19 protein-coding genes and 1 pseudogene are annotated in these 23,409 nt (G+C 56.6%); 13 read left to right on the top strand and 7 right to left on the bottom strand.

Annotated elements, in window-relative coordinates; all coding sequences use genetic code 11:
- Positions 1–3: 3 nt before the first annotated feature.
- Both ICY20_RS16480 and ICY20_RS16475 read right to left on the bottom strand, forming a co-directional pair.
- The gene (locus ICY20_RS16480; RefSeq protein ID WP_159960128.1) at positions 4–891 is read right to left on the bottom strand and encodes a nitrilase family protein; all 888 of its coding nucleotides are present in this window, start codon (positions 889–891) and stop codon (positions 4–6) included.
- Positions 892–971: 80 nt separating this feature from the next.
- The gene (locus tag ICY20_RS16475) at positions 972–2,948 is read right to left on the bottom strand and encodes a flavin monoamine oxidase family protein (RefSeq protein ID WP_194938015.1); all 1,977 of its coding nucleotides are present in this window, start codon (positions 2,946–2,948) and stop codon (positions 972–974) included.
- A 329-nt stretch (positions 2,949–3,277) separates the two neighbouring features.
- Between ICY20_RS16475 and ICY20_RS28160 the strand changes: the two are divergent.
- Positions 3,278–3,402, top strand: a pseudogene (locus ICY20_RS28160) (AAA family ATPase); the annotation flags it as partial.
- 227 nt (positions 3,403–3,629) lie between these two features.
- On the opposite strand, the gene ICY20_RS16470 reads toward ICY20_RS28160, so the two are convergent.
- On the bottom strand, positions 3,630–4,550 hold the full coding sequence (locus ICY20_RS16470) for a LysR family transcriptional regulator (RefSeq protein ID WP_194938014.1): 921 nt from the start codon (positions 4,548–4,550) through the stop codon (positions 3,630–3,632).
- 126 nt (positions 4,551–4,676) lie between these two features.
- Here ICY20_RS16470 and ICY20_RS16465 point away from each other — a divergent pair, with 126 nt between their 5' ends.
- The 11 genes from ICY20_RS16465 (at position 4,677) to ICY20_RS16415 (ending at position 17,544) form a co-directional block, all read left to right on the top strand.
- Positions 4,677–5,837: a metallophosphoesterase gene (locus tag ICY20_RS16465; protein ID WP_194938013.1), complete on the top strand. Its 1,161-nt coding sequence runs from the start codon at positions 4,677–4,679 to the stop codon at positions 5,835–5,837.
- 157 nt (positions 5,838–5,994) lie between these two features.
- Positions 5,995–7,155: an MFS transporter gene (locus ICY20_RS16460; RefSeq protein ID WP_194938080.1), complete on the top strand. Its 1,161-nt coding sequence runs from the start codon at positions 5,995–5,997 to the stop codon at positions 7,153–7,155.
- A gap of 209 nt (positions 7,156–7,364) precedes the next feature.
- Positions 7,365–8,141 carry an L-iditol 2-dehydrogenase gene (locus ICY20_RS16455; RefSeq protein ID WP_194938012.1) on the top strand — a complete coding sequence of 259 codons (777 nt, stop codon included), beginning with the start codon at positions 7,365–7,367 and terminating at the stop codon, positions 8,139–8,141.
- A 25-nt stretch (positions 8,142–8,166) separates the two neighbouring features.
- Complete coding sequence (locus ICY20_RS16450) at positions 8,167–9,117, top strand: sugar kinase (RefSeq protein WP_159960138.1); 951 nt, start codon at positions 8,167–8,169, stop codon at positions 9,115–9,117.
- The gene (locus ICY20_RS16445; protein WP_159960140.1) at positions 9,110–10,462 is read left to right on the top strand and encodes a D-tagatose-bisphosphate aldolase, class II, non-catalytic subunit; all 1,353 of its coding nucleotides are present in this window, start codon (positions 9,110–9,112) and stop codon (positions 10,460–10,462) included. The genes ICY20_RS16450 and ICY20_RS16445 overlap by 8 nt, the downstream gene beginning before the upstream one ends.
- 90 nt (positions 10,463–10,552) lie before the next feature.
- Entirely contained in the window at positions 10,553–11,467 is a 915-nt protein-coding gene (locus ICY20_RS16440; protein WP_194938011.1) for a substrate-binding domain-containing protein, read from the top strand.
- A gap of 80 nt (positions 11,468–11,547) precedes the next feature.
- Positions 11,548–13,050: a sugar ABC transporter ATP-binding protein gene (locus ICY20_RS16435; protein ID WP_194938010.1), complete on the top strand. Its 1,503-nt coding sequence runs from the start codon at positions 11,548–11,550 to the stop codon at positions 13,048–13,050.
- A 55-nt stretch (positions 13,051–13,105) separates the two neighbouring features.
- On the top strand, positions 13,106–14,023 hold the full coding sequence (locus ICY20_RS16430) for an ABC transporter permease (protein ID WP_194938079.1): 918 nt from the start codon (positions 13,106–13,108) through the stop codon (positions 14,021–14,023).
- A gap of 17 nt (positions 14,024–14,040) precedes the next feature.
- Positions 14,041–14,796 carry a GolD/DthD family dehydrogenase gene (locus ICY20_RS16425; RefSeq protein ID WP_194938009.1) on the top strand — a complete coding sequence of 252 codons (756 nt, stop codon included), beginning with the start codon at positions 14,041–14,043 and terminating at the stop codon, positions 14,794–14,796.
- Between the two features lie 36 nt (positions 14,797–14,832).
- Positions 14,833–16,497: a glucose-6-phosphate isomerase gene (pgi, locus tag ICY20_RS16420; RefSeq protein ID WP_194938008.1), complete on the top strand. Its 1,665-nt coding sequence runs from the start codon at positions 14,833–14,835 to the stop codon at positions 16,495–16,497.
- 105 nt (positions 16,498–16,602) lie between these two features.
- Positions 16,603–17,544 carry a sugar-binding transcriptional regulator gene (locus ICY20_RS16415; protein ID WP_159960151.1) on the top strand — a complete coding sequence of 314 codons (942 nt, stop codon included), beginning with the start codon at positions 16,603–16,605 and terminating at the stop codon, positions 17,542–17,544.
- A gap of 450 nt (positions 17,545–17,994) precedes the next feature.
- On the opposite strand, the gene ICY20_RS16410 is transcribed toward ICY20_RS16415, so the two are convergent.
- Both ICY20_RS16410 and ICY20_RS16405 read right to left on the bottom strand, forming a co-directional pair.
- Positions 17,995–18,984 carry a zinc-dependent alcohol dehydrogenase family protein gene (locus ICY20_RS16410; protein ID WP_194938007.1) on the bottom strand — a complete coding sequence of 330 codons (990 nt, stop codon included), beginning with the start codon at positions 18,982–18,984 and terminating at the stop codon, positions 17,995–17,997.
- 104 nt (positions 18,985–19,088) lie between these two features.
- Positions 19,089–19,991, bottom strand: coding sequence for a LysR family transcriptional regulator (locus tag ICY20_RS16405; RefSeq protein WP_194938006.1), 903 nt, complete (start codon positions 19,989–19,991; stop codon positions 19,089–19,091).
- Positions 19,992–20,175: 184 nt separating this feature from the next.
- Between ICY20_RS16405 and ICY20_RS16400 the strand changes: the two genes are divergently transcribed.
- Complete coding sequence (locus ICY20_RS16400; protein WP_194938005.1) at positions 20,176–21,279, top strand: alkene reductase; 1,104 nt, start codon at positions 20,176–20,178, stop codon at positions 21,277–21,279.
- A gap of 54 nt (positions 21,280–21,333) precedes the next feature.
- Here the strand turns inward: ICY20_RS16400 and ICY20_RS16395 are convergent, their stop codons facing one another.
- On the bottom strand, positions 21,334–22,227 hold the full coding sequence (locus tag ICY20_RS16395; protein WP_159960159.1) for a LysR family transcriptional regulator: 894 nt from the start codon (positions 22,225–22,227) through the stop codon (positions 21,334–21,336).
- Positions 22,228–22,308: 81 nt separating this feature from the next.
- Positions 22,309–23,364, bottom strand: a complete 1,056-nt coding sequence (locus ICY20_RS16390) for an alpha/beta hydrolase (protein ID WP_194938004.1) — start codon at positions 23,362–23,364, stop codon at positions 22,309–22,311.
- Positions 23,365–23,409 lie beyond the last annotated feature (45 nt).

Genomic DNA, 23,409 nt, shown 5'->3' with positions numbered 1-23,409 from the left:
CAATCAGCGCGGCAGGCACGGGTGCTGGCAATAGCCGAGCATGCCGTCATACAGGTCCACGCGACGATCGCGCTGCAGGTCGTTCAGGTCATTCCAGATCGGTGCGCTGCGGGCGCTGCTCAGGTCGATATCGGCGTACAGAATCGCCTGTTCATTGGGCGATGCGACCTTGCCGATGGGCCAGCCGTTGGTGCCGGCAATCAACGAGCAACCGAGGTAGCGCCCGCCATGCTCCTCACCGATCCGATTGGCGGCAGCGATGAACACATTGTTGACGTGGGCAGCGGTCATGGTCAGGTAGGAGGCCATGCATTTGCCGGCTTCGTCGAACAGCGGCGGTGGGGTCCACACCCAGTTGTTCAGGCTGCAAATGATATCGGCGCCTTGCTGGGTCAGGATGCGTGGGACTTCGGGGAACCAGATGTCCCAGCAGATCAGTAAGCCAATGCGGCCGATGGGCGTCTCAAACACCGGAAAACCGAGATTGCCAGGCGTAAACCAGAGCTTTTCCTTGTTCCACAGGTGCGTCTTGCGGTACTTGCCGATAAAACCATCCGGGCCCAGCAGCACAGCGGTGTCGAACAATTGCATGCCTTCACGTTCTGCCAGGCCTGCGACCAGGTAGACCTGATGATTCTGCGCAAAGTCCATCCAGGCCCGCGTACTCGGCCCGTCCGGAACCGGCTCGGCATGCTCGAAGGCATCCTGGCGATTACAGAACAGGTAGCCGGTATTGGCCAACTCCGGCAGAACAATCAGGTTGGCCCCGTTGTTAATGGCTTGCAGGGCCAGACTTAGGCTGGTGTCGAGGTTGGATTGGCGGTTTTGAGTGCCGACTTGCGGATCGAATTGCACAACGGCGACGCATGCGAGACTGGTAGCTTCGTTCATGGCTCAGACCTCTTTTTTATTGTTTTGGACCCGCCGTTTGTAGGCGGATGCTTAAGTAAGAGGTCTTTGTTGTGTGGTCGTCAGTAGTACGTTTCTGCTTGGGGCGTAGGTTGATGCCCAAAGGGCTGAGCCTGGTAGGTCGGGTAGTCGTCCAAAGTAAAGCCGCCGTTGAAGTTGGCATGGGTGGTGTTACAGAGGTGGATCACCGCGTCGATGGCGCCCCGCAGGCAGGGTTCGGTCCAACCGGCATCCACGGAAAACGATTCTCCCGAGAGATAGAGCCCTGAAACATGGGCGTAGTCGCGGTTGTACTTCATCAAGTTGACGGCGTCGTAGTAAGTGCCAGCACGATAGAGTTTGGCGCAGCCCAAGGCGTTTTTGTCAGTTACCCAACGTTGAACCACCGCGTTCTGCGTGTCGATGTAGGGCGAAATCAGCGTTTTGATATTGGCGCAACGCAACAAGATACGGTCCAGTTCTGCTACGCATTTGCTGACCAGCGTTTGATCGTCGAAGGATGCAAGTTTGGTGGCGTCATCCTCCCAGGTGTAACTGAGCAGAATGCAGTCGTAGGGATAGGCGTCGTGGTAGCGGTAGGCATACACATCATGGACAAAACTGTCGGTGACCAGGATCTGCGGGATCTTTTTGTTTTTAGACAAAAAGCTCTTTTTCAGCGGGGCGTAGACCTTGCAACTGGTTTCCCAGTGCGCGGTTTTGTAGGCGTTGGTGATGGCGTACGGCAGCATTGCCTGACTGAAATTTTCCAGTTGGATGTGGGTTTCGATGATCCAGGAGGGCAGGGTCATGATCACGGCATCGAAGTCTTCATGGCGTTCGGATTTGCCGGTGGGACTGCTGACGTTCCAGTCGTAGGCGACGCGAATTTGGCCGTTTTCAAGTTTGGTCAGTCGGGTCACCGAAGTGTCGGTCAGGAAGCCTTCGCCGCGCTGCCGGCAATGGTCATAAAACGAAGAGCCATTGGCTTCGGCTGGCGTAAATAACAGGCACTCATCCAGTGCAGCCAGGCCGAGATAGCGCGGCGGGGCAAACGCCAAGCCGTTGCAGTCATCCAGTGACGGGGCGCCCAGATACGGCGATGGCATGGGGTTGCCTTCGGCGTCCACACGGCCATGTACGAGTTGCAATTGGCTGCTAAATCCGAAGATCGCCGTGCGAATGGGGTAGAGGCAGCAGACATCGTAGAACGCTCCCCAACTGCCGTCGCCAATCCCGATGGAATAGAAAGTCGTGGATTCTTCCGGGCTCATGCCGAGTCCACCAAAATCATCGGGGTGATCAGCGTTCCAGGTCTGGCTCGGCAAGGTGACCAGGTCACGAAAGGACAGGTTGTGGTAGCGCGCGACGATAGCAGCCCACAGGGATTCCCATCGCGCCGTGCCATAGCTTTGTGCGATTTGGCGGGTCATTTGATCTGCAAAGTGACGCCACTTGGCATACACCTGCTGCAGTTTTTCAGTGGGCGGCGGGGTATCACCTTTCGGATTTTTCCAGATCAGCATTTGCGGTTCTAACTGCCCTTCAAGCAGCCCTTCACGCAGGTAAATGCCGGTACTGCGCACATGCGCTGAGCCTGGGTTGGGGAAGTCGGAGAGCCGCAGTTCAAAGCGCTTGCAGTAATAAGCCAGTAACGACTGGCCCTCCAACGGTGATTCACCCGCCTTGTTGAACAGTGGCATGCGCATCGCGCCCATTTCGAAGGGCGTAGCGCCGATTAGCGGAGATTGGCCGGAGTTGAGCACCGATAAGTGCCGGCCGCCAACGCGATGGGATTGCTCGAGCAATGTCACGTTATTGAATCCACATCGAAGCAATTCCCGAGCGGCGGTCAAGCCCGTGACGCCGGCGCCGACGATGCAGATCTTGTAATCAGGCCGAGTGGCATTAGCGATACCGGATTCTTGCTCAACCAGTTTTCGGTAGTTGAAACATAGGTCTGGCGGGCTGGGAAAGCGACCTCGCCATACTGAGGGATCGTGGGGCGGTAAGCGTTTTGCGATGAGGGCAGGGTAGTCGTAGGTGGATCCGATGGTCATGGTTCACGCTCCAGAGTCTGCACGATCGGCACGGGCCGATGGCAAGGGTGGGTGAATTTATTCGGTCGGCTCTTTGTCGGGGGGTAGAAGGTTGTGGTGATACTTGCCCGATCGTTTTGTCGAGGAAAGGGGGATCACTCATGACGAGTCAACGCGTCTTGCGCAGAAACATCTGGCATAGCAGAGCAATTGATCTTGCTAGGGCGCTCGGGAGCAAAGATTGGCTGTTCGCCGGCTCCCTACGCAGCGGGCGAGTGAGATCTATCAATTGCTACCGCACAACTGATCGCAGCCTACACTGGGCTAAGTTATGAACCGAAGGACGTAGAATGCTAATTGTCTTCACCGGCCTGCCAGGCACCGGAAAACGACTATCGCCAAGGATCTCGCCGCTACGACAGGTGCTGTGTATTTAAGGATCGATACGATTGAGCAAGCGATTCGAAACTCTGGTAAACGACCCGTTTCCCGCTCCAAACACTAAAAAGCCACTCAATAGAGTGGTTTTTTTTTGCCTGCGAACAAAGGCAGGATTAGGTAAGACATCACGGGCCCGTTCGGGCCCGTATTTTGACTGGCTCCCTTTGTGTCACCAAGGCGCGCAATACACTGTGGCTATTTCGCTATGACCGTGAAGGGCGCCAGCAGTGCAGCGTCGACGTTACAGCATTGATCACGGGATCAAGAGGGGCGTCCTGCTCGAAACAGGTCCACCAACTCTCGAAGACCAGGCGGCATTTGCCGACGTCCAGGGTAGTAAATATAAAACGCCGGTTCGATGGGGGCCCAGTCCGGGAGAACAATTTGTAATTCCCCGCGAGCCAGGTGCCCACTCACGCGTTCTTCGAGGCAGTAGGTGATCCCTCGATCCGCGAGCGCCATCTCAATGCCGAAGGTGGTTTCGTTTACGCACAGTTGCCCAGGGACATCAATGGCTTGGTGTTCGCCATCTTTTTCAAAATCCCACCTGTAAATCACGCCATTACCCGTGCGAATCTGAATGCAGTTGTGGTTCTTCAAATCCTCTGGGATCAGGATGCGAGCATTGGCGTTCAGGTATCGAGGAGAGGCTACTGCCACCCATCGCAACTCTTCGCTGAGTCGAACGGCGATGTAATCCTCCGGGATCGTGTTGCCGAAGCGTATTCCGGCATCGAAGCCTGCTGCCACGATGTCGACCATCTTGTCGTCAACTGCGACTTCGACTGATACCTCAGGGTAGGCCTCCAGAAATGGAGGCAGAAACTTCGTGAACAGTAAACGTGCGCCATCGGCCAACACGTTAAGACGAAGCCTGCCGGAAGGCCTGTCTCTGTGTCGATCCAGCGCCGCCAGAGCGCCGCTTATCTCGGTAAAGCCCACGGCCAATCGCTTGGCAAGAACAGCTCCTGCGTCGGTTGGAGAGACCGTCCTGCTCGTGCGATTCAACAGCCGAACCCCGAGCCGACTTTCCAGATTGCGGATGGCATGACTCAGCGCGGAGGTCGTGATACCGAGTTCGACTGCCGCACGGGTAAAGCTTCGCATCCTCTCCACTGCGAGAAAGGCGTTCAGATCGGCGAGGTCTGCACGAGAAAGCCGTGTAGTAGGCAGTACAGGCATGACACATCCATGGTTGAGCGTAATTCAATGGCTTATGCAATCTCGCTAATCAATTGCGGGATTCATCGCGGTTACTATTAATTCCACTCAATAATTGCTGCGTCAACCCACGGGGGTGTTTTTACTGTGTTCCATATCTACCTGACCGTCGCGTACCTGTACGTGCTATGGCGCTTCGTCGTTGCGCTACCCATCGGTCGGGGTTGGCGTGTGCTTTTGGCGGTAGCGCTGCTCATCATTTCAAAGTATCACCTCGTTCTCATCGCCGTTTACGGAACGATGTTTTCTCCTGAGGTGCCGCGCGCGATTGTCTTGATTGCAGGCTGGCTTTTCTGCACTTTTGTTCTGGTGCTGGTGCTCACGCTGTTAACGGATGGGGTCAGTGGCATTGTCGCTGCCTGTCGCAAGATGCCTTGGAAAAATGTGGTTGGTGGGCGACTGCGTTCCGCTATCGCAGTGACGGCGTTGTTACTGTCGGCAGTGGGTGTTTATCAGGCGGTGCAGGTGCCTGGGGTTCGACGTATTGATGTGACGGTTGAGAACCTGCCTAGATCGCTTGAGGGGCTGCGCATAGTGCAGCTCACTGATCTGCACATTAGTCGTCTTTTCCAGGCTGACTGGGTAGAGGGTGTTGTGTCGCGTGCCAATGCACTCAACGCCGATGCAATTTTTATCACTGGAGATCTCATTGACGGCACCGTCGACGCCCGGAAGAAGGACGTGGCGCCGCTGAGCAAACTGAGTGCTCCCTTGGGTGTCATCGCTGTTCCCGGAAACCACGAATATTACTTCGATGCCGAACAATGGATTGCGCAGTTCGAGCGTTTGGGTATGCGCGTGCTGGTGAATGAGCACGTCGTTCTTCGTAAAGGCGCTGATCAGTTAGTGGTTGCAGGGGTGACAGATGAGGTTGCTCCAACTTACGGCTATGGGGGCCCTGACTTGGCCCAGGCGCTTGACGGCGCGCCGAAGGATACCCCGACGATTTTGTTGAAACATCGCCCGGTGGGTGCGTCGGAGTCGGCTGCTGCCGGGGTTGGTTTGCAGCTCTCGGGACACACCCATGGCGGCATGATCAGCGGCTTGGACTGGGTAGCGGGGTACGCCAATCAAGGCTTTATTTCGGGCCGCTATGACGTCGGCAAAATGAAGCTCTACGTCAGCAACGGCACTGCGTTGTGGAATGGTTTTCCGATCCGTCTCGGTGTCCCTGCAGAAATTACCGAGATTGTCCTGCGGGCCGGCCCAACGCTTAACGAGCATACAGCCAGGGGAACATTCCTATGAATCATCCAGCCATTCGTGAAGGTGCCATTTCTCTTCATTGTTATAGGGTGCCCTCGGTGCCGCTTCATTGCAGGCATCGTTGATGAGCAGTCAGTCCAGTATCCATACAAACATTTCGCAGTCTCAACCGGCAATCGACGTCCCGCACGGCACAGGCATGGCCATCACCATGCTTGGCCTGGGCGGTCTATTTATCGGAACCGGTGAGTTTGCCTCCATGAGTCTGCTTCCAGGTTTGGCGTCGAGCACAGACGTCTCCATACCTGTTGCGGGCGGTTACATCACCGCTTACGCACTTGGCGTCGTGGTCGGTGCACCGCTCATTGCGATTCTCGCCGCGCGTTGGCCGCGAAAGGCACTGCTGATCGCGCTTCTTGCGCTATTTGCAGTTGGATACGGAGCCAGCGCTGTTGCTTGTAATCACGCAACGTTGCTGGGCGCACGTTTCCTGGCCGGTCTGCCGCATGGCGCCTATTACGGCGTCGCCTGTCTAGTGGCCGCGACCATGGTGGCTGAAAACCGCAAAGCCCAAGCTGCCGGCTATGTCATGGCGGGGTTGGCAGCGGCCAATGTCGTCGGTGTACCTGCTGCCACGTGGATTGGTCAGCTCTTCGGATGGCGGGGCGCGTTTGCGGCGCTCGCTGCGGGTGGGGCCATTGCCATCATTCTGTTTTGGGTATTTATCCCAACCATCCCGCGCGACGCGTCTGCGAGCCCTAAATCCGAGATCAGCGGTCTCAAAAAGCCTCAGCTTTGGCTAACGCTGGCCACCGCTTCAATCGGCTTCGGCGGGATGTTTTCGGTGTATAGCTACATCACCCCGACGCTTACCGAGGTCACAGGGTTCTCATCCGGCCAAGTGCCTATGGTTCTGGCGCTCTGGGGGATCGGGATGATCGTGGGCAACCTGATAGGCGGGTGGTTGGCAGACCGCGCGCTAGTGCCTGCAATCTTCTACATCATGATTTGGAATGCGATGTTCCTGGCGGGCTTCTCTATCTTTGCATCCTCCGGGGTTGGCACTTTGGCTGTACTGTTTCTCATCGGTTGCGGGTTCGCGCTGGTTCCCGCCCTTCAGGTGCGCCTGATGAATGTCGCGGGTGAAGCTCAAACCCTGGCTGCTGCCCTCAATCACAGTGCATTCAATGTATCTAACGCCGTCGGTGCATCGCTAGGCGGGCTCGCCATCGCTGGTGGGCTCGGCTGGGCATCAACGGGTTGGGTTGGTGCCGGTCTGGCCGTTCTCGGCATCATTTTTTTCGCCATATCCATCGGTGTTGAAAAGCGTTGCATGTCGACCAGCGATGCAGCTTCCTAATCACGAGGGCAAGACACTGCTCGGTGAGCTCAGAGCATCCCGCTGTCGTCACCCCCATTTCCATGGGCGTCAGTCCAAAAGAAGGAGGCGCATCCGGATTTATCATTTTCTCAATCGATTACCTGTTGCTGATAAATACATTACATTTGTTAGGTGTGTGAACATATGTAAATCTGGCGTCACATAAAAACAAATATGCAGGTCTATCCATGAAGCTCGTCAATAAAGTCGCTGTAATCACCGGTGCCGGTAGCGGGATCGGTCAGGCCGTTGCGCTGGGATACCTTGCTGAGGGTGCGAGCTGCCTGCTCGTTGACATCAAGACTGATGAAGAACTGCTGGCCCCGTTTACGGGTGTAGACACCCGTCGCCTCTCCACGCTCAGCACCGATCTGTCTTCCAAAGAAAATCTGCAGGCCGTGGTCAATACCGCCGTCGAGCGTTTTGGTCGCCTGGATATCCTCTTCAACAACGCTGCCGTCTTCGACATGGGCCCGTTCCTCGATGAGTCGTGGGATGCCTATGAGCGCATTTTTGCCGTCAACGTACGCAGCATGTTTTTCCTGATGCAAGCAGCCGCGCGGCAAATGGTCGAGCAGGGGGAGGGTGGCAGGATCATCAACATGGCTTCCCAGGCGGGTCGTCGTGGAGAGGCCTTGGTCGCGCATTACTGCGCCAGTAAAGCCGCCGTTATCAGCTACACCCAATCCGCCGCGCTCGCTCTCGCTAAAGATCGCATCAACGTCAACGGCATCGCTCCTGGTGTCGTCGATACGCCGATGTGGGACAAGGTAGATAGCCTGTTTGCGCGCTATGAAAACCTTGCTCCAGGCGAGAAGAAACGCCAGGTAGGTGCCGCCGTTCCACTCGGCAGAATGGGCGCATCTGAAGATTTCGTAGGTGCCGCCGTATTCCTCGCATCCAAGGATTCCGATTACGTTACCGCCCAGACATTGAATGTCGACGGCGGTAACTGGATGAGCTGAGTCAACCTGCGCGAGGATATTAACGATGGCTACCATAGTTGCATTTGGTGAGCTTCTGGCCGAGTTCGTGGCTGAAGAGGTGGGTCGTGGGTACTTGGAACCGAGCACCTTTGCGGGCCCGTTTCCCAGCGGTGCTCCAGCGATTTTCGCCGACCAGGCAGCGCGCATGGGCGCGTCCGTTTCATACATCGGGCATATAGGCACAGATGCATTTGGCACCTGCATCATTCAGCGACTTCGAGCGAACGGTGTGGACGTCAGCAATATCGTTAGGCACGCCGAGCTGCCTACCGGAACGGCATTTGTCGCTTACGAACATGATGGTAGCCGCAGCTACGTGTTCAACATTACTGCCAGTGCCAGCGGGCTTCTGGGCGCCGGGAGCATTCCTGCCAATGTGTTGAAGGGCGCGAAGTACCTGCATGTAATGGGCTCTTCGCTCAACAGCGCCGGTGCGATAGCTGCACTGGACGTCCTGCTTGAGCAAGCGCGCGACCATGACGTACGTATCAGTTTTGACCCGAACATCCGTACCGAAATGCTGCATTTCAAACCGATGAGCGCGGCATTGCACAACGTATTCAATCGCTGCCATCTTTTTTTGCCGAGCGAGTCAGACCTGCAGTTCTTCTTCCCGGATCTTCCGGTAGAGGAGAGCATTGCCCTCGTCTTCGAGAAAGCGAATATCGAGCGCGTGGTTCTCAAACGCGGCGCCAAAGGCAGTACCTACATCGACCGGGTACGTCGAATCGAGGCCACACCACTCCCTGTGGTTGAGCTTGACCCTACCGGCGCCGGTGACTGTTTCGGTGGTGCTTTCGTCGGTGCGCTGGCGCTGGGTAGCCCGGTTGAGGACGCCTTGGAAATGGCCAACGCTGCCGGCGCTTTGGCCGTTACGCGTAGAGGGCCAATGGAAGGTAACAGCGACCCCGCTCACATCAACCTGTTCATCAAGGAACACGCTGATCATGCCTAATCATGCTGATACATCAACGGGCGCGGCAGTGTTGCAAGCGCTGGCTGCCGCTAACCGTAATGGTCGCCACCAGGGGATCTATTCGATTTGCTCCGCTCATGAGCAAGTTCTGCGTGCAGCCATGCAGCAGGCGCTCGCAGACGGCTCGCCGTTATTGATTGAAGCGACGTGCAATCAGGTCAATCAATACGGTGGGTACACCGGAATGCAGCCTGCAGACTTCTTTGGCCAAGTGCACAAATTGGCGGAGGCCGAGGGCTTTCCAAAAGATCAGCTTTTGTTGGGGGGCGATCATCTTGGCCCTAATCCTTGGCGACACCTGCCTGCGGAAAAGGCTTTGCTGCAAGCCGAAATCCTCGTCATCAGCTACGTGAGGGCAGGGTTTCGAAAGATCCACCTGGATGCCAGCATGGCGTGTGCTGACGATGAGCAGCCGCTGTCTGTTGCAACCATCGCGCAGCGCGCTGCACGGCTATGTGCTGCTGCCGAGCAAGCCGCCTCGCAGCTCAACCTGGCACCAGCGTCATTGCCTCGTTATGTCATCGGCACTGAAGTGCCTGTGCCCGGCGGTGCTCAACACACCCCAGGCGAGGAAGAGGTGCTTCAAGTGACGGCCGTTGCTGATGTGGCTGAAACGCTCGAAGCTCATCGTAAAGCGTTCTTGGCCGAGGGGTTGGAAGGTGCATTGACTCGGGTTGTGGCCCTGGTGACTCAGCCAGGCGTGGAGTTCGATGATCAAAGCGTCATTGATTACCAGCCTGAGCAAGCACAGGCGCTGAGTAAGGCAATCCTCGCATTCCCGGGCTTGGTGTTCGAGGCGCATTCCACGGACTATCAAACAGAGGCAGCCTTGAGTGCGTTAGTGCGAGATCACTTTGCGATTCTCAAGGTCGGGCCGGGCGTTACCTTTGCTTGGCGTGAAGCATTGTTCGCGTTGAGCCATATCGAGGACGAGCTTTTCGCCAACATCGAAGAGCGCTCCGATTTACGTGGCGTCGTTGAACGCAGAATGCTCGCTGACCCGGAACACTGGGCGCCGTACTATCGCGGCAGCGAAGAGGCTCAGCGTTTAGCCCGTCGTTACAGCTATAGCGACCGCATTCGTTACTACTGGCAACAGCCAGATGTATTGGCAGCCGTCGATCGCCTGATCGACAACGTTCGCAAGAAGCGGCCAGCCGACACCTTGTTGAGCCAATACCTCCCGCAGGTTCAGGCCGCGCGGCGCGCTGGAAGACTGGTCGGTGATGATCCTCTGGACTGGCTGCGTTTCGAAGTTCGCCAGGTGATTGCTTCTTATGCCAGGGCCTGTGGCCTGAGTCATCCAGAAGTCAAAGCCGCTTAAAAAGTTTCAACTTTATCGTCTGTTGCAATCGCATTGTTAATTCAACGCGGCGACGTCGTGCGCTCAAAACAACAATAAAAGGTAACTCTGATGAAAAACCATCGCAAAGTAATAAGCCTGTTTGTAGCCGGTATTGTCGCGGGTTTGGCCGGTGCATCCGTGAACGCCGAACCATTGAAAATTGGCGTGTCATTCCAGGAGATGAACAACCCCTATTTCGTGACGATGAAGGAGGCCTTGGAGCAGGCGAGCAAGAGCATTGGCGCCGAACTCATCGTCACCGACTCTCGCCATGACGTGTCCAAACAAGTCAGCGACGTCGAAGACATGCTTCAACAGGGCATCGATATTCTGTTGTTGAACCCGACTGATTCTGCGGGGGTGCAGTCGGCTGTCATCAGCGCCCATGAAAAGAAAGTCGCCATCGTTTCCATCGATGCAGAGGCTAAAGGGCCTATCGATTCCTATGTCGGTTCCAAAGACTACGACGCAGGTTTCAAGGCTTGTGAGTATCTGGCAACCACGGTCAAAAAAGGCAATGTCGGGATTCTCGATGGCATTCCGTCGCTGGGTATTCTGGAGCGTGTTCGAGGCTGTAAAGAAGCGTTGGCCAAGCATCCCGAAGTCAAGGTTGCCAGCGTACAGAATGGTAAGCAGGAACGGGATCAGGCACTTTCAGTGACTGAAAACATGCTGCAAGCAAACCCTGACCTGAAGGGCATTTTCAGCGTAAACGACAATGGTTCGCTGGGTGCTTTGGCCGCCATCGAGTCCAGTGGGCTGGATGTCAAACTCGTGAGCGTTGACGGTGCTCCTGAGGCGATTCAAGCCATCTTGAAACCTGGCTCGCACTTCATCGCTACTTCAGCGCAGTTCCCTCGTGAGCAGGCCCGCCTGGGCCTGGCACTTGCCTTGGCAAAGCACTGGGGCGCCACTATCCCTCGCCGCTTCCCGGTTGACGTCGAGCTCATCGACGCCACTAAAGCCAAGACCTTCAGCTGGTAAGCCTCGCGGGTTTCGCGGCAACGTTGATGTTGGCACGCGGGGCGTCAATGCGCCTCGCGTGAGCGGCAGAGGGATTCAATATGCAACAGAACACATTGCTCGTGCTTGAGCAGGTATCCAAGAGTTTTCCCGGAGTAAAGGCGCTCAAACAAATCAACCTGAGCATCGAGCGTGGCGAGATTCACGCGCTGTTGGGAGAAAACGGTGCAGGTAAGTCGACGTTGATCAAAATCCTCGGCGGTATTCAGCCCCAGGATGAAGGCACGATCACGCTCAACGGCGTTACCCAGCGATTCGGTTCTTACAATGACTCGGTCGAAGCAGGTATCGGGATTGTCTTCCAGGAATTCAGTCTGATCCCTTATTTAAATGCGACCGAAAATATCTTTCTGGGCCGTGAGAAAACCAATCGTTGGGGCATGCTTCGCAAACAGGAAATGCGCACGAAGGCATCCCAGCTGTTTGCGCGGCTTGGTGTAGAGCTCGACTTGGATTGTCCGGTTGCACGCCTGAGTGTGGCTGAGCAGCAGTTTGTCGAGATCGCAAAGGCATTGGCGCTCGACGTCAGCTTGCTGATCTTGGATGAGCCCACTGCAACGTTGACGCCGGCAGAAAGCGATCTGCTGTTTCAGATCATGCGCGAGCTGAAAGGCCAAGGCGTGACCATCATTTTTATCTCTCACCATCTAGACGAGATATTCGATGTTTGCGACCGCATCAGCGTGCTCCGGGATGGCGCCAATGCGGGCGTGGCCCGTGTCGACGAATGCGATATTGATACCCTGGTCGAGATGATGGTCGGACGCAAACTGGAGTCGAATTTCCCACCAAAGCCGGTGTTGGAAATACGCCCACCGCTACTGGACGTTCGTGAGATCAGCCTTCACCGCAATGGGCCAAGTAACTCATTCCAACTGCGTCCGGGAGAAATCCTGGGATTCGCGGGACTGGTTGGGTCAGGGCGCACAGAACTGGCCCTTGGCGTGCTCGGCGCAATTCCAACTCACTCGAAAGATGTCAGCGTCAACGGTGTAGTCGTATCTCTCAAAGATCCAGCTGATTCTTTGCAGCAAGGCATCGGATTACTGCCTGAGAGTCGAAAGAGCGAGGGCCTGATCACAGACTTCAGCATCAGGGAAAATATCTCGCTGAACAACCTCGGCAAATACAGCAGCGCACTTGGCCTGATCAATCACGCCCGTGAAAACAAACAGACCGACGAATTGATGAGCCAACTCTCCATCAAGGCTCCGAGTAGTGAGTCGAGAGTGGTCAATTTGAGCGGCGGTAACCAGCAGAAGGTCGTCATTGCCCGCTGGTTGAACCACCACTGCACCGTCCTGGTTTTCGATGAGCCTACCCGAGGTATCGATGTGGGGGCCAAGGCAGAGATCTACACGCTGATGCGCCGACTGACCGCTCAGGGCTTTGGAATCATCATGATTTCTTCCGAGTTGCCGGAGATCGTTGGCATGTGTGACCGCGTTGCCGTTTTCAACAAGGGCTCCATCGTCAAGGTGCTAGAGGCCGAGTTCATCAATTCCGAAGAGGTAATGCGCCATGCAACCGCAAGCGTTAAATAACGACGTCTTGAAAGCAACAAAAGCCAAGGCACCACAAGGGTGGTTTACCCGCTTCATGCGCTCGCCAGCGTTCTACCCTTTGGTCGGGTTGATCGTCGTGACCGTCTGCATGATCTTCGCCAGCGATAAGTTTTTGACCCCAGCCAACCTGGAGAACATCGCACGGCAGGTTTCTATCAACGCGATCATCGCCGTCGGCATGACGTGCGTGATTTTGACCGGGGGGATCGACTTGTCCGTCGGCCCGGTGATGGCCCTGAGTGGAACACTGACCGCCGCGTTACTGGTTGCAGGTGTGCCTGGCCCCATCGCGATAATGGCTGGCCTGCTACTCGGCGCAGCCTTCGGTATTGGCAATGGTATTTTCGTTGCCTACCTCAAGATGCCCCCCATTATTGTCACGCTCGCCACCATGGGCATCGCCCGTGGCCTTGGCCTGATGTACACCAACGGTTATCCCGTTTCGGGGCTGCCTGAGTGGTTCAGCTTTTTTGGCCGTGGCGAATTCCTGGGCATTCAGATTCCGATTCTGGCGATGGTACTCGTCTACATCGCGGCGTTTATCCTGCTCCAGCACACCCCGATTGGGCGCTACATCTATGCGATTGGCGGTAACGAAGAGGCGGTGCGTCTTTCAGGTGTCCGCGCTCCCCGCTACAAATTGCTGGTTTACGGTATCAGCGGGCTGACTGCTGCGGTGGCGGGGCTGTTGCTGACATCGCGACTGATGAGTGGCCAACCCAATGCTGGCGTCTCCTTCGAGCTGGATGCGATTGCTGCCGTTGTACTGGGTGGTGCCGCCATTGCAGGCGGCCGTGGCGCGATCCTGGGTACCTTGGTCGGCGCGATGCTGTTGGGTGTGCTCAATAACGGGCTAAACCTGATGAGCGTTTCGCCCTACGTCCAGAGCGTCATCAAGGGCGCGATCATCCTGTTGGCGATTTTCGTCAGCCGCAAACACCACAATCGTTGATTCAGACAGGAGTCACTATGAGCAAGCTTACGTTCGCCAAAGCTTTTGACTTTACCCGCAAGGTGGTCGTCATCACGGGGGCAGCAACAGGTATTGGCCGCGCCACCGCTGAATTGTTCGCCGAAAAGGGGGCAAAACTCGCCTTGCTGGATCGCGACCCACAGGTCGAGTCAGTCGCGCGAGAACTGGATGGGAAGGGGTGGGTGGTTGATATCCGTGAACCCTCTCAGATCACCGACGTGATTTGCGCCGTGGCCAATCACTTTGGTCAGATAGACGTTCTGATTAACAACGCAGGTATTGCTATCACCGCACCTGCCGAAGAGCTCACCACGGATGCATGGAACGCGACGATGGAGATCAACCTCAGAGGCCAGTTCCTGATGGCCCAGGCCGTTGCGCCCTACATGTTTAAGCAGGGCAAGGGCCGGATCGTTACCTTGGCCTCTCAGGCCGCTTTGATTGGCATCCCAGGGCATACGGCGTATAGCGCCTCGAAGGCTGCGGTGATTGGCATGAATCAGTGTTTGGCGGTGGAGTGGGGCCCACGAGGGGTGACCGCCAACACCATTTCACCCACCGTTGTGGAAACGGAGATGGGTAACAAGGGTTGGTCAGGCGAAATCGGTGTTCGCGCGCGTGCTCAGATACCCACTCAGCGTTTCGCCCAGCCTGAGGAAATTGGGTTGGCGGCCTTGTTCCTTGCCAGCGATGCGGCGTCGATGATCAACGGAGCGAACCTTGTGGTGGATGGCGGGTACACCATCCAGTGATGACTGATGCTCAACAATAAAATAGGCAGCACTTGAATGACACACCACGAAAGCACTGATGATGTTACGCAACTGCCCGCCTGGAGGGCGCTCAATCACCACAAAGGCGTGATGGCAAATTTCAGCATGCGTGAGGCCTTCAATGCCGACCCAGTGCGCTTCGAGCAGTTCACGTTGAGCAGCAGTGGGCTATTTCTTGATTACTCGAAGAACCTGATCACCACCGAGACTCGACAGCTCTTGGTTGAGTTGGCCAATCAGGTAGATTTGCGCGGTGCTATCAATGCCCAATTTGAGGGGGCGATAGCCAACCCATCCGAGAAGCGGCCAGCACTGCACACCGCGTTGCGTCGTCCGGTGGGCGACAAACTCTTGGTGAATGGCCTGGACGTAATGCCCGATGTCCACAAAGTGCTGAACCAAATGACCGACCTGGTAGGTCGGATTCACGACGGGCTGTGGCGTGGTTACACCGAGCGACCTATCACGGATGTTGTGAATATCGGTATTGGCGGGTCGTTCCTGGGCCCCGAGCTGGTCTCAGAAGCCCTGTTGTCATACGCCCAGAAAGGCGTGCGATGCCACTACCTGGCGAATATCGATGGTAGCGAATTTCACGAACTGACAATGATGCTGCGCGCCGAAACCACGCTGTTCATCGTCTCTTCGAAAACCTTCAATACGCTCGAAACGCTTAAAAACGCCCATGCAGCACGGGCTTGGTACCTGGCGCAGGGTGGCACGCCCTCGGAGCTCCATCGTCACTTCATCGCGGTATCCAGTAACAACGCAGCAGCGGTGGCTTTCGGTATTCGTGAAGAGAACATCTTCCCGATGTGGGACTGGGTAGGCGGGCGCTACTCGTTATGGTCGGCGATTGGGCTGCCCATTGCCTTGGCCATCGGCATGTCCAACTTCAAAGAGTTGCTGTCCGGTGCCTACAGCATGGATCAGCATTTCCAAACCGCACCTTTTGAAGAAAACATGCCGGTGCTGTTAGCCCTGCTCGGTGTTTGGTATGGCAATTTTTGGGGCGCTAAGAGCCATGCAATCCTGCCGTACGATCACTACCTGCGTAACATCACCAAACACCTGCAGCAATTGGATATGGAGTCCAACGGCAAAAGCGTTCGCCAGGACGGAACCCCCGTCTGCGTTGATAGCGGGCCGGTCATCTGGGGCGGTGTGGGTTGCAATGGTCAACATGCCTATCACCAACTGCTGCACCAGGGTACTCAGTTAATTCCGGCGGACTTCATCGTGCCCGTTGTTAGCTTCAATCCGGTTTCTGATCACCATCAGTGGCTATTTGCCAACTGCCTCTCCCAGAGCCAGGCACTGATGCTGGGAAGAACCCGTGCTGAGGCTGAGTCAGAACTGCGTGAGAAAGGCGTTGATGAGGACGATATCCGGGCGATTGCACCCCACAAGGTGATTCCTGGGAATCGTCCAAGTAATACCCTCGTTGTTGAACGCATTAGCCCGCGTCGGCTGGGCGCATTGGTAGCGATGTACGAGCATAAGGTCTTCGCGCAGAGCGTCATTTGGGGCACCAATGCTTTCGATCAATGGGGTGTCGAGCTCGGCAAGGAGTTGGGTAAAGGCGTCTATAGCCGACTCGTGGGGCAGGAGGAGTCGCCAGCGGAAGACCCCTCTACTCAAGGCCTGATCAGTTATTTTCGCAGCCGTCATCGTGGCTAAACGGGCAAAAAGGGGGCCGTTCATGCGGGTGGATTGGCAAATCTGATAAGGTACTTACATTCGTTGAGCCGCGTTACGTAAGCGGAATGGAGCAAGGCGTTGGGAATGCAGTCGACTAAAAAAGAACTGATGGCGCAGGTGGCGTGGCTCTATTTCGTGGGCAATAACACGCAGCAAGAGATCGCGCAGCGCCTGAATATCTCGCGCCCGACCATTAATCGAATGATCTCCCTCGCGACTGAATCCGGGATGGTTCAAGTTCGGATTAACCATCCTATTCGAGAGTGCATGGATCTCGCGTCCAGGATCCAGCAGCGGTTCGGGCTCAGTATGTGTGAGGTCGCGCCTCTGGAAGCGCCTGACGAAGCTGCCGGTCAGCGACGGATCGCCGTCCTGGGCTCTGCGATGATGGAGCGCTACCTGGCCGACCCCTCTCTGAGAGTAATGGCTGTCGGATTCGGTCGCACCCTCAAAGCGGTGGTAGACGAAATTACTGAGCTGCGCGCTCCGCAGCTGAGCATTATTTCTCTGGCGGGCAGCGTCGCGCGCGACGGCTCTTTCAACTCTTACGACGTAGGGTTGAGGCTTGCCGACAAAACCTGCGGTAAAGCCTTTCTGCAGCCGATGCCGATCATCGCCAATACAGCCGATGAGCGAGACCAGTGGCTTGATAATCGCCTGACGCCACTGATCAAAGACCTGTACAGCCAAGCTGAAGTGGCCTTTGTCGGCATAGGTGAGGTGCAGGTTAATTGCGCGCTGGTCCAGAACGGGTTCCTGTCCCCCGAGGAGGCCAAAGCGCTGGCCGAGCAGGGCGCGGTCGGGGAAATCCTGGGCTGGGCAATGGATCGTCAAGGCGCGCCCATCAACGAGGGGTGGTCGGAACGCGTAACGAGCCTTCCGTTGCCGAGGTTGGCTGAGCGGCCGGTCATCGCGTTCGCGGGCGGGGAGCGCAAGATACCTGCGATCCTGGCTGCACTGCGCGGGCGATGGATATCGGGCCTGATTACCGATCAGCAGACAGCACAACAGCTCGCGACGCTTTGATTCATGACGTTTCTGGCTGCTGCTGAACGGTACACGCATCAGCGGCTCGGGCTGCTGCGCTTTATGCATAGGTATTTACACAACCTTGAGCATTGCCGCTGAACCTGTGGCGAGGGAGCTCGCTCCCGTGACGGCCTGGCAGTCGAGTAAGGTTGATGGGTTGAAACCGAATCGACTGTGGGGGCTGGCTTGCCTGCGATAGCTATGTGTCAGGCGCTAGAGGTTTTTTGTCGGAGTACATATCCGTTATTTAGTTAACGGCGGCCCACGGATTCAAGCCTGCGTTCGGCCAGCGTGGTTAACGGGGCGCCTAAGATCAAAAACCAAATCAAAAGCCAGAGCCAAAGCATGGCGAGTTTAGTAAGCGTCGATAGTTGTGTAGATACCTATGCCTCTTTATGGAGCAATCCGAGCCAGCGGGTTTGGACGACTAACCAATATCGCGCGTGTTTATATTTCGATCACAATCTTACCGATCTGCGCATTTGACTCCATGTACTGGTGCGCTTCAACTATCTCGCTGAGCGGGAATGTTTTAGAAACCACCGGCTGCAGGTCACCACTTTCAAGGCCTTTGGTGATGAAGCCCTTGGCACGGCTCAGGCGTTCAGGATCTTGGGTAATCTCAAACAGCTGATAGCCACGAATGGTCAGATCTTTGCCCAGCACCTCCATGACGGGAACACTCAGGTCGGCGGTTTCAAGCGCTCCATATTGGAAGAAGATACCCAGATACGACAGGGCCCGAAGGATGTTGGCGACCTCAGGGCCGCCAACGGGGTCGAACGCCATCCGCGCGCCTTTACCCTCAGTAATACGGCCCACTTCAGCAACCAGGTCCTGCTCCAACGTTGCGATGACGTGCGCAGCGCCGGCATCCATAAGTGCTTGTCGTTTTTCACGGGTGCGGGTCAACGCCACGGGAATGGCGCCCAAGAAGTTTGCGATCTGAATGGCCGCCAGCCCAACGCTACTCGATGCCGCACGAATCAATACGGTCTCACCTTTTTGCAGGTTGCCGATGTCGACCAACGCGCCGTACGCGGTCACGTACTTCATCCATGTCGCAGCCGCCTGCACTGAGGTAAGCCCTGCTGGCTGCTTCACAAGCGCATGAACCGGCGCGACGACGAGTTCCCCATACATGCCGTAATCGGCAAAAGAAAACGCCGGTATGACGTTCACCTCGTCACCTACGGCATATTCAGAGACACCTTCCCCGACTGATTCAACGGTGCCCGCTGCTTCGTACCCGAGGATCGCTGGCATCTCTGGGGTGAACGTATACTGGCCCGACCTGTACATGGCCTCGGCACGGTTCAGCCCGAGTGCTTTTACCTTGATGCGCACTTCGCCGGCGCCAGGCGCTCGCACAGTCACGTCATCAATTTGTAGGACTTCTGGGCCACCCATGCGGTGGAAACGAACGACTTTAGACATTGCCAGTTCCTGCGATACGGAAAAGGTCAAAACTAATCGTTCGCACTGGCTTCAAGAAGACCGCCTGCGGACACAGACTGTTATCCAGACAATACCAATCGCAATCACGTCAATCGGTGGGCAGCCATCAGCGCCTTCAACCATTCAATGAATACTTGCACTTTCGGTGGCAAGAGTTCGCGGTGCGGATACAGGATCGAAACCCGCTTTGCTGGAACCTCAAGCTCGCTGAGCACCTGTACAAGCGAACCCTCCTGCAAATGGCTGCGCACAGAAATTTCCAGGCCCTGAAGCAACCCAAAGCCAGCCAACGCCGAAGCCACAAAGGCCTCGGTGTCATTGACTCTGATGCCTGACGCCAACCGCATTCCTTTCACTTGCCCATCCAACGTGAACACCCACTCGATAGGGCGCGGGTTGTTGCCTGAGAAGTAATTTACGGCGCGGTGTGTTTGCAGGTCGGCGAGGGTCTGAGGTGTGCCAAAGCGCTCAAGGTAGGAGGGTGCAGCGCACGTCAGCATGGGTAGATAGCCGATACTGCTGGCGATCAGGCTGGAGTCTTCAAGCTCGCCCATCCGCACCACGCAATCTACCCCTTCACTGAGCATGTCGATGGGTTTGTCACTCGCGCCGATGGTGAGCTCAATTCCTGGGTACTGGCTTTGAAAGCCCATCAGTGCAGGAATAATCAATAGCTTCGCAAGGCTGACCGGCATGTCTACACGTAGCTTTCCGGTCAGGCGGGCAGGGCGATTACCCAAAGAAGACATCGTCTGCGAAACGTCAGCAAGGATCGTTTTGCAGCGCTCATAAAACGCCTCACCTTCAGGGGTCAAATTGACCTGACGCGTCGTCCGGTTGAGCAGCCGAGCACCCAGTTGCTGCTCAAGGAGCTGAATCGTCTTGGACACGGCGGGGCGGTGCAGGTGTAGCGCTTGCGCGGCTTTGGTGAAGCTGCCGGTTTCGATGACGCTGACAAAAACCTGCATCGAGTGAAAGACATCCATCAGAGAGACCCACGGGAATAGGCATCTAGATTAGCAAAGATCCAGAGGGGACTTGTCATACGCTGCCGGGTATCACCTCGCAGATTGGTAATTGTAGGGAACAAGTGTTGTGCTCCGGGACGATCTTCACTAGCGCGGGATGGGTACGTAGGGTGTGCGGCAAATACATCTTTTGAGATCAAAAATGTCGACTCCCTCCCGCTCTACCGATCTTTTCGACGCTGTCACCGTGGGCAATCTGTCGCTTTCAAACCGGATAGCGATGGCTCCATTGACCAGGAGCCGCATGGGCTCAGACGGCGTGCCGACGGCTTTGCACGCAACCTACTACTCCCAGCGGGCGACTGCCGGGCTCATCATCAGCGAGGCCACGAATGTTTCCTTGCAGGGCAGAGGTTATGCCTACACCCCAGGTATTTGGACTGATGAGCAGGTCGCCGGATGGAAACAGGTGACAGATGCGGTGCATGAGGCGGGAGGGAAGATTGTTTGCCAGCTTTGGCATGTCGGTAGATTTTCCCATACCTCGCTTCAGCCGCAGGGTGGTGCGCCAGTCGCACCCTCTGCGATTCAAGCTGAAGGGCATACGTTCACCGAAAACGGTTTCGAGCGCGTCTCGGTCCCCAGGGCGCTGACCACGGACGAGGTCGCCAGCCTATCCGGGCAATACAAGCATGCCGCTGAGTGCGCAAAGCGGGCAGGTTTCGACGGTGTCGAGGTGCATTCGGCGAACAGTTACCTACTCGACCAATTCATCCGAGACTCCACGAATAAGCGCACGGATCGTTACGGTGGGTCCATCGAAAACCGTACACGCCTGACGCGCGAAATTGTGCAAGCGGTGCTTGAAGTGTGGGATAGCGGTAGCGTTGGTATCCGGCTTTCGCCCACAACGCCGGATGCCGGTAACACGCCGATGGACAGCCAGGTCATGGAGACTTACGGCTACCTGATCGACAAGCTCAATGACTATGATCTTGCTTACCTGCACTTTGTCGAGGGCGCTACAGCAGGCTCCCGCGACCTGCCTGAAGGCGTTGATCTGGATACTCTGCGCAAACGCTTCAAGGGCGTTTACATGGGCAACAATGGCTATGACCTCGAACTGGCCATCGAGCGCCGAGAAGCCGGTTTGGTCGACCTTGTGGCATTTGGGCGGCCATTCATTGCCAACCCTGATCTCGTCGAGCGGCTCAAGCAAAACCTGCCGCTAACAGAGTCGACTCGTGACGACTATTACGGTGGTGGTGCGAAGGGGTACACGGACTGGGGTAGAGCGACGGCGTAGTCTTGAGGCCTGCTATGGGGCGGTTAGCGATTGGTGCTCTGGTTAGCCATCCTTTCAGCCCGTATAGCGCAGTGCATCAACCACCACGCCAAACGCTGACGATTGCTCACGGCGATTCGGATAATAAAGATGGTAGCCCGCAAAGGGTTGGCACCAGTCTTCAAGGACTCGCAGCAGGCTGCCGTCAGCCAGCTCGTTCGCGACCATATCTTCTGGCAGAAAGCCTAAACCGCATCCCGCCACAGCCGCACGCAGGATCGGTACGCTGCTGTTGAACGTCCATTGCCCCTCAACGCGCGCCTTGAGTTCGTGCCCGTCTTTCTCAAAATCCCACTGCATCAGGTTCCCGTGGGTGGGCAGGCGCAGGTTGATGCAGTTGTGCGCAGCCAGGTCTTTGGGTTCCCTGGGTATTTGTCGCTGTTTGAAATACCCGGGAGACCCTACGACCGCGATGCGCAACGACGGGCCGATTGGCACGGCGATCATGTCCTTGGCCACCTGATCACCCAGCCGCACGCCGGCGTCGTAGCGCTGTGCGACGATGTCGGAGAGGGCATAGTCGATGGTGATTTCGACCTTTATATCCGGGTAATCGGGAAGCACCTTTACCAGCCTGGGCCAAAGAATGTTGTTCGCCGCATGCTCTGAGGCTTGAATCCGCACGTTGCCCGCTGGGGTATCGCGAAACTCGCTGACCGCCGCCAGTTCAAGTTCAATCTCGTCGAACCGCGGCGCCATGGACTGATACAACCGTTGACCTGCCTCGGTGGGGGAGACGCTGCGTGTGGTTCGGGTCAGCAGGCGCACCCCGAGCCGGGTTTCAAGTGCACGCATGGTGTGGCTAAGCGCGGACTGCGAGACACCCAGCTGTGCAGCCGCGCGCGTGAAGCTGCCTTCGCGGGTAATGACCACGAAGGCTTGCAGGTCGTTGAGGTTGGCGCGGGACATTGCTGAGAACCTCTCATGCGGGGCGCGGGATTATTCCATGTAATCAGGTTGCGCATCGATGCGCGACCCTCAACGAGCCAATCACAACGTTCTGGCGTAGAACGGCGCCAACTTGCCAAGTGCAGCGTCCACATATTTGGGCACCCAGTAGGTTTCGATGTGTGTGGCGCCGTCGATGATGAATAACTCCTTGTCCTGGGTGCCCGTGGCCTTGGGGAACGCATCCTGGGTCATGTACAGGCTGTCGGCCTTGCTGCCCGCGATCATCAGCAATGGCTGGTTGATCAGTTCGATCTGGTTGATAGCGTCGAAGCGCATCAGATCCAACAGGCTACTCGTGGTGTATTTGAAGGTCGAGTTAGGGTGGGCATGGGTCTTCCAGTAGTACTCGTAACCCTGGCGATACAACGCGAACGGCAGTTTGGCGATCTGCTCGTCGGTGAGGTTGGCATCACCCGAATAGAGCACGGCACCGCCAGCCGCCTCCTGGGCACGAGCAACGGAGGCCTGTTGCAGGCGTTGCTGGACGGTGTCCAGCTGCGAGTCGTTGTAGCCATTGCGACGAACCCGCCCCGAGTTGAACATGCTCACGGTCGCCACCGACTTGAAGCGTTTGTCGGTCTGCGCGGCGGCCAACGAGTAACCACCGCCACCGCAGATGCCGAGCAGGCCCAGTCGTTGGCCGTCGACGCCCGCATACTGGGTGATGAAGTCCGCCATGCCGTGGATATCCTCGATACGGTTCGCAGGTTTGTCGATGCTGCGCGGCTGCCCGCTACTTGCGCCCTGATAGGCCGCATCGGCGGTGATCGTGATATAGCCTTGTTCAGCCAGCCGCTGCGCGTACAAGCCGGCCACTTGTTCTTTCACACCACCGTTCGGGTGCGCCACCACGACCGTTGGATAAGCCTTCTTCGCATCGTAGTTGGCTGGGGTGTAAACGTTGGCAGCGATATCAAGGCCATTGAGCTTGTAGCTGACCGGGTGGATGTTCACCTTACCGGGCTCATTCTTGGAAATGGCACCGTCGTAAGCCAAGGCAAACGGGTTCTTTTTGTAGTCGGCGGCCAACGCCTCGCCGGCCGAGAGGCCAAGCAATGCCGACATGAAGGTGGCTTTGAAAAAGAGGGTTTTCAAGTGAAGCTCCTGAGCAATCGAAAGGGAGGCAGTTCAACAGGCGGG

Origin of the sequence: Pseudomonas pisciculturae (genome assembly GCF_015461805.1) — a bacterium.
Lineage (GTDB): Bacteria > Pseudomonadota > Gammaproteobacteria > Pseudomonadales > Pseudomonadaceae > Aquipseudomonas > Aquipseudomonas pisciculturae.
Note: the sequence above shows the minus strand (reverse complement) of the source record. Positions and strands in the feature narration are given on the sequence as shown.

Excerpts from the sequence above, each read along its gene's own strand:
- ICY20_RS16455 (WP_194938012.1), top strand. The coding sequence starts at position 7,365 with ATGAAGCTCGTCAATAAAGTCGCTGTAATCACCGGTGCCGGTAGCGGG.
- ICY20_RS16460 (WP_194938080.1), top strand. The coding sequence starts at position 5,995 with ATGGCCATCACCATGCTTGGCCTGGGCGGTCTATTTATCGGAACCGGT.
- ICY20_RS16405 (WP_194938006.1), bottom strand. The coding sequence starts at position 19,991 with ATGGATGTCTTTCACTCGATGCAGGTTTTTGTCAGCGTCATCGAAACC.
- ICY20_RS16395 (WP_159960159.1), bottom strand. The coding sequence starts at position 22,227 with ATGTCCCGCGCCAACCTCAACGACCTGCAAGCCTTCGTGGTCATTACC.
- ICY20_RS16445 (WP_159960140.1), top strand. The coding sequence starts at position 9,110 with ATGCCTAATCATGCTGATACATCAACGGGCGCGGCAGTGTTGCAAGCG.
- ICY20_RS16430 (WP_194938079.1), top strand. The coding sequence starts at position 13,106 with ATGCGCTCGCCAGCGTTCTACCCTTTGGTCGGGTTGATCGTCGTGACC.
- ICY20_RS16410 (WP_194938007.1), bottom strand. The coding sequence starts at position 18,984 with ATGTCTAAAGTCGTTCGTTTCCACCGCATGGGTGGCCCAGAAGTCCTA.
- ICY20_RS16425 (WP_194938009.1), top strand. The coding sequence starts at position 14,041 with ATGAGCAAGCTTACGTTCGCCAAAGCTTTTGACTTTACCCGCAAGGTG.
- ICY20_RS16475 (WP_194938015.1), bottom strand. The coding sequence starts at position 2,948 with ATGACCATCGGATCCACCTACGACTACCCTGCCCTCATCGCAAAACGC.
- ICY20_RS16440 (WP_194938011.1), top strand. The coding sequence starts at position 10,553 with ATGAAAAACCATCGCAAAGTAATAAGCCTGTTTGTAGCCGGTATTGTC.
- ICY20_RS16450 (WP_159960138.1), top strand. The coding sequence starts at position 8,167 with ATGGCTACCATAGTTGCATTTGGTGAGCTTCTGGCCGAGTTCGTGGCT.
- ICY20_RS16480 (WP_159960128.1), bottom strand. The coding sequence starts at position 891 with ATGAACGAAGCTACCAGTCTCGCATGCGTCGCCGTTGTGCAATTCGAT.
- ICY20_RS16435 (WP_194938010.1), top strand. The coding sequence starts at position 11,548 with ATGCAACAGAACACATTGCTCGTGCTTGAGCAGGTATCCAAGAGTTTT.
- pgi (WP_194938008.1), top strand. The coding sequence starts at position 14,833 with ATGACACACCACGAAAGCACTGATGATGTTACGCAACTGCCCGCCTGG.
- ICY20_RS16415 (WP_159960151.1), top strand. The coding sequence starts at position 16,603 with ATGCAGTCGACTAAAAAAGAACTGATGGCGCAGGTGGCGTGGCTCTAT.
- ICY20_RS16470 (WP_194938014.1), bottom strand. The coding sequence starts at position 4,550 with ATGCCTGTACTGCCTACTACACGGCTTTCTCGTGCAGACCTCGCCGAT.
- ICY20_RS16400 (WP_194938005.1), top strand. The coding sequence starts at position 20,176 with ATGTCGACTCCCTCCCGCTCTACCGATCTTTTCGACGCTGTCACCGTG.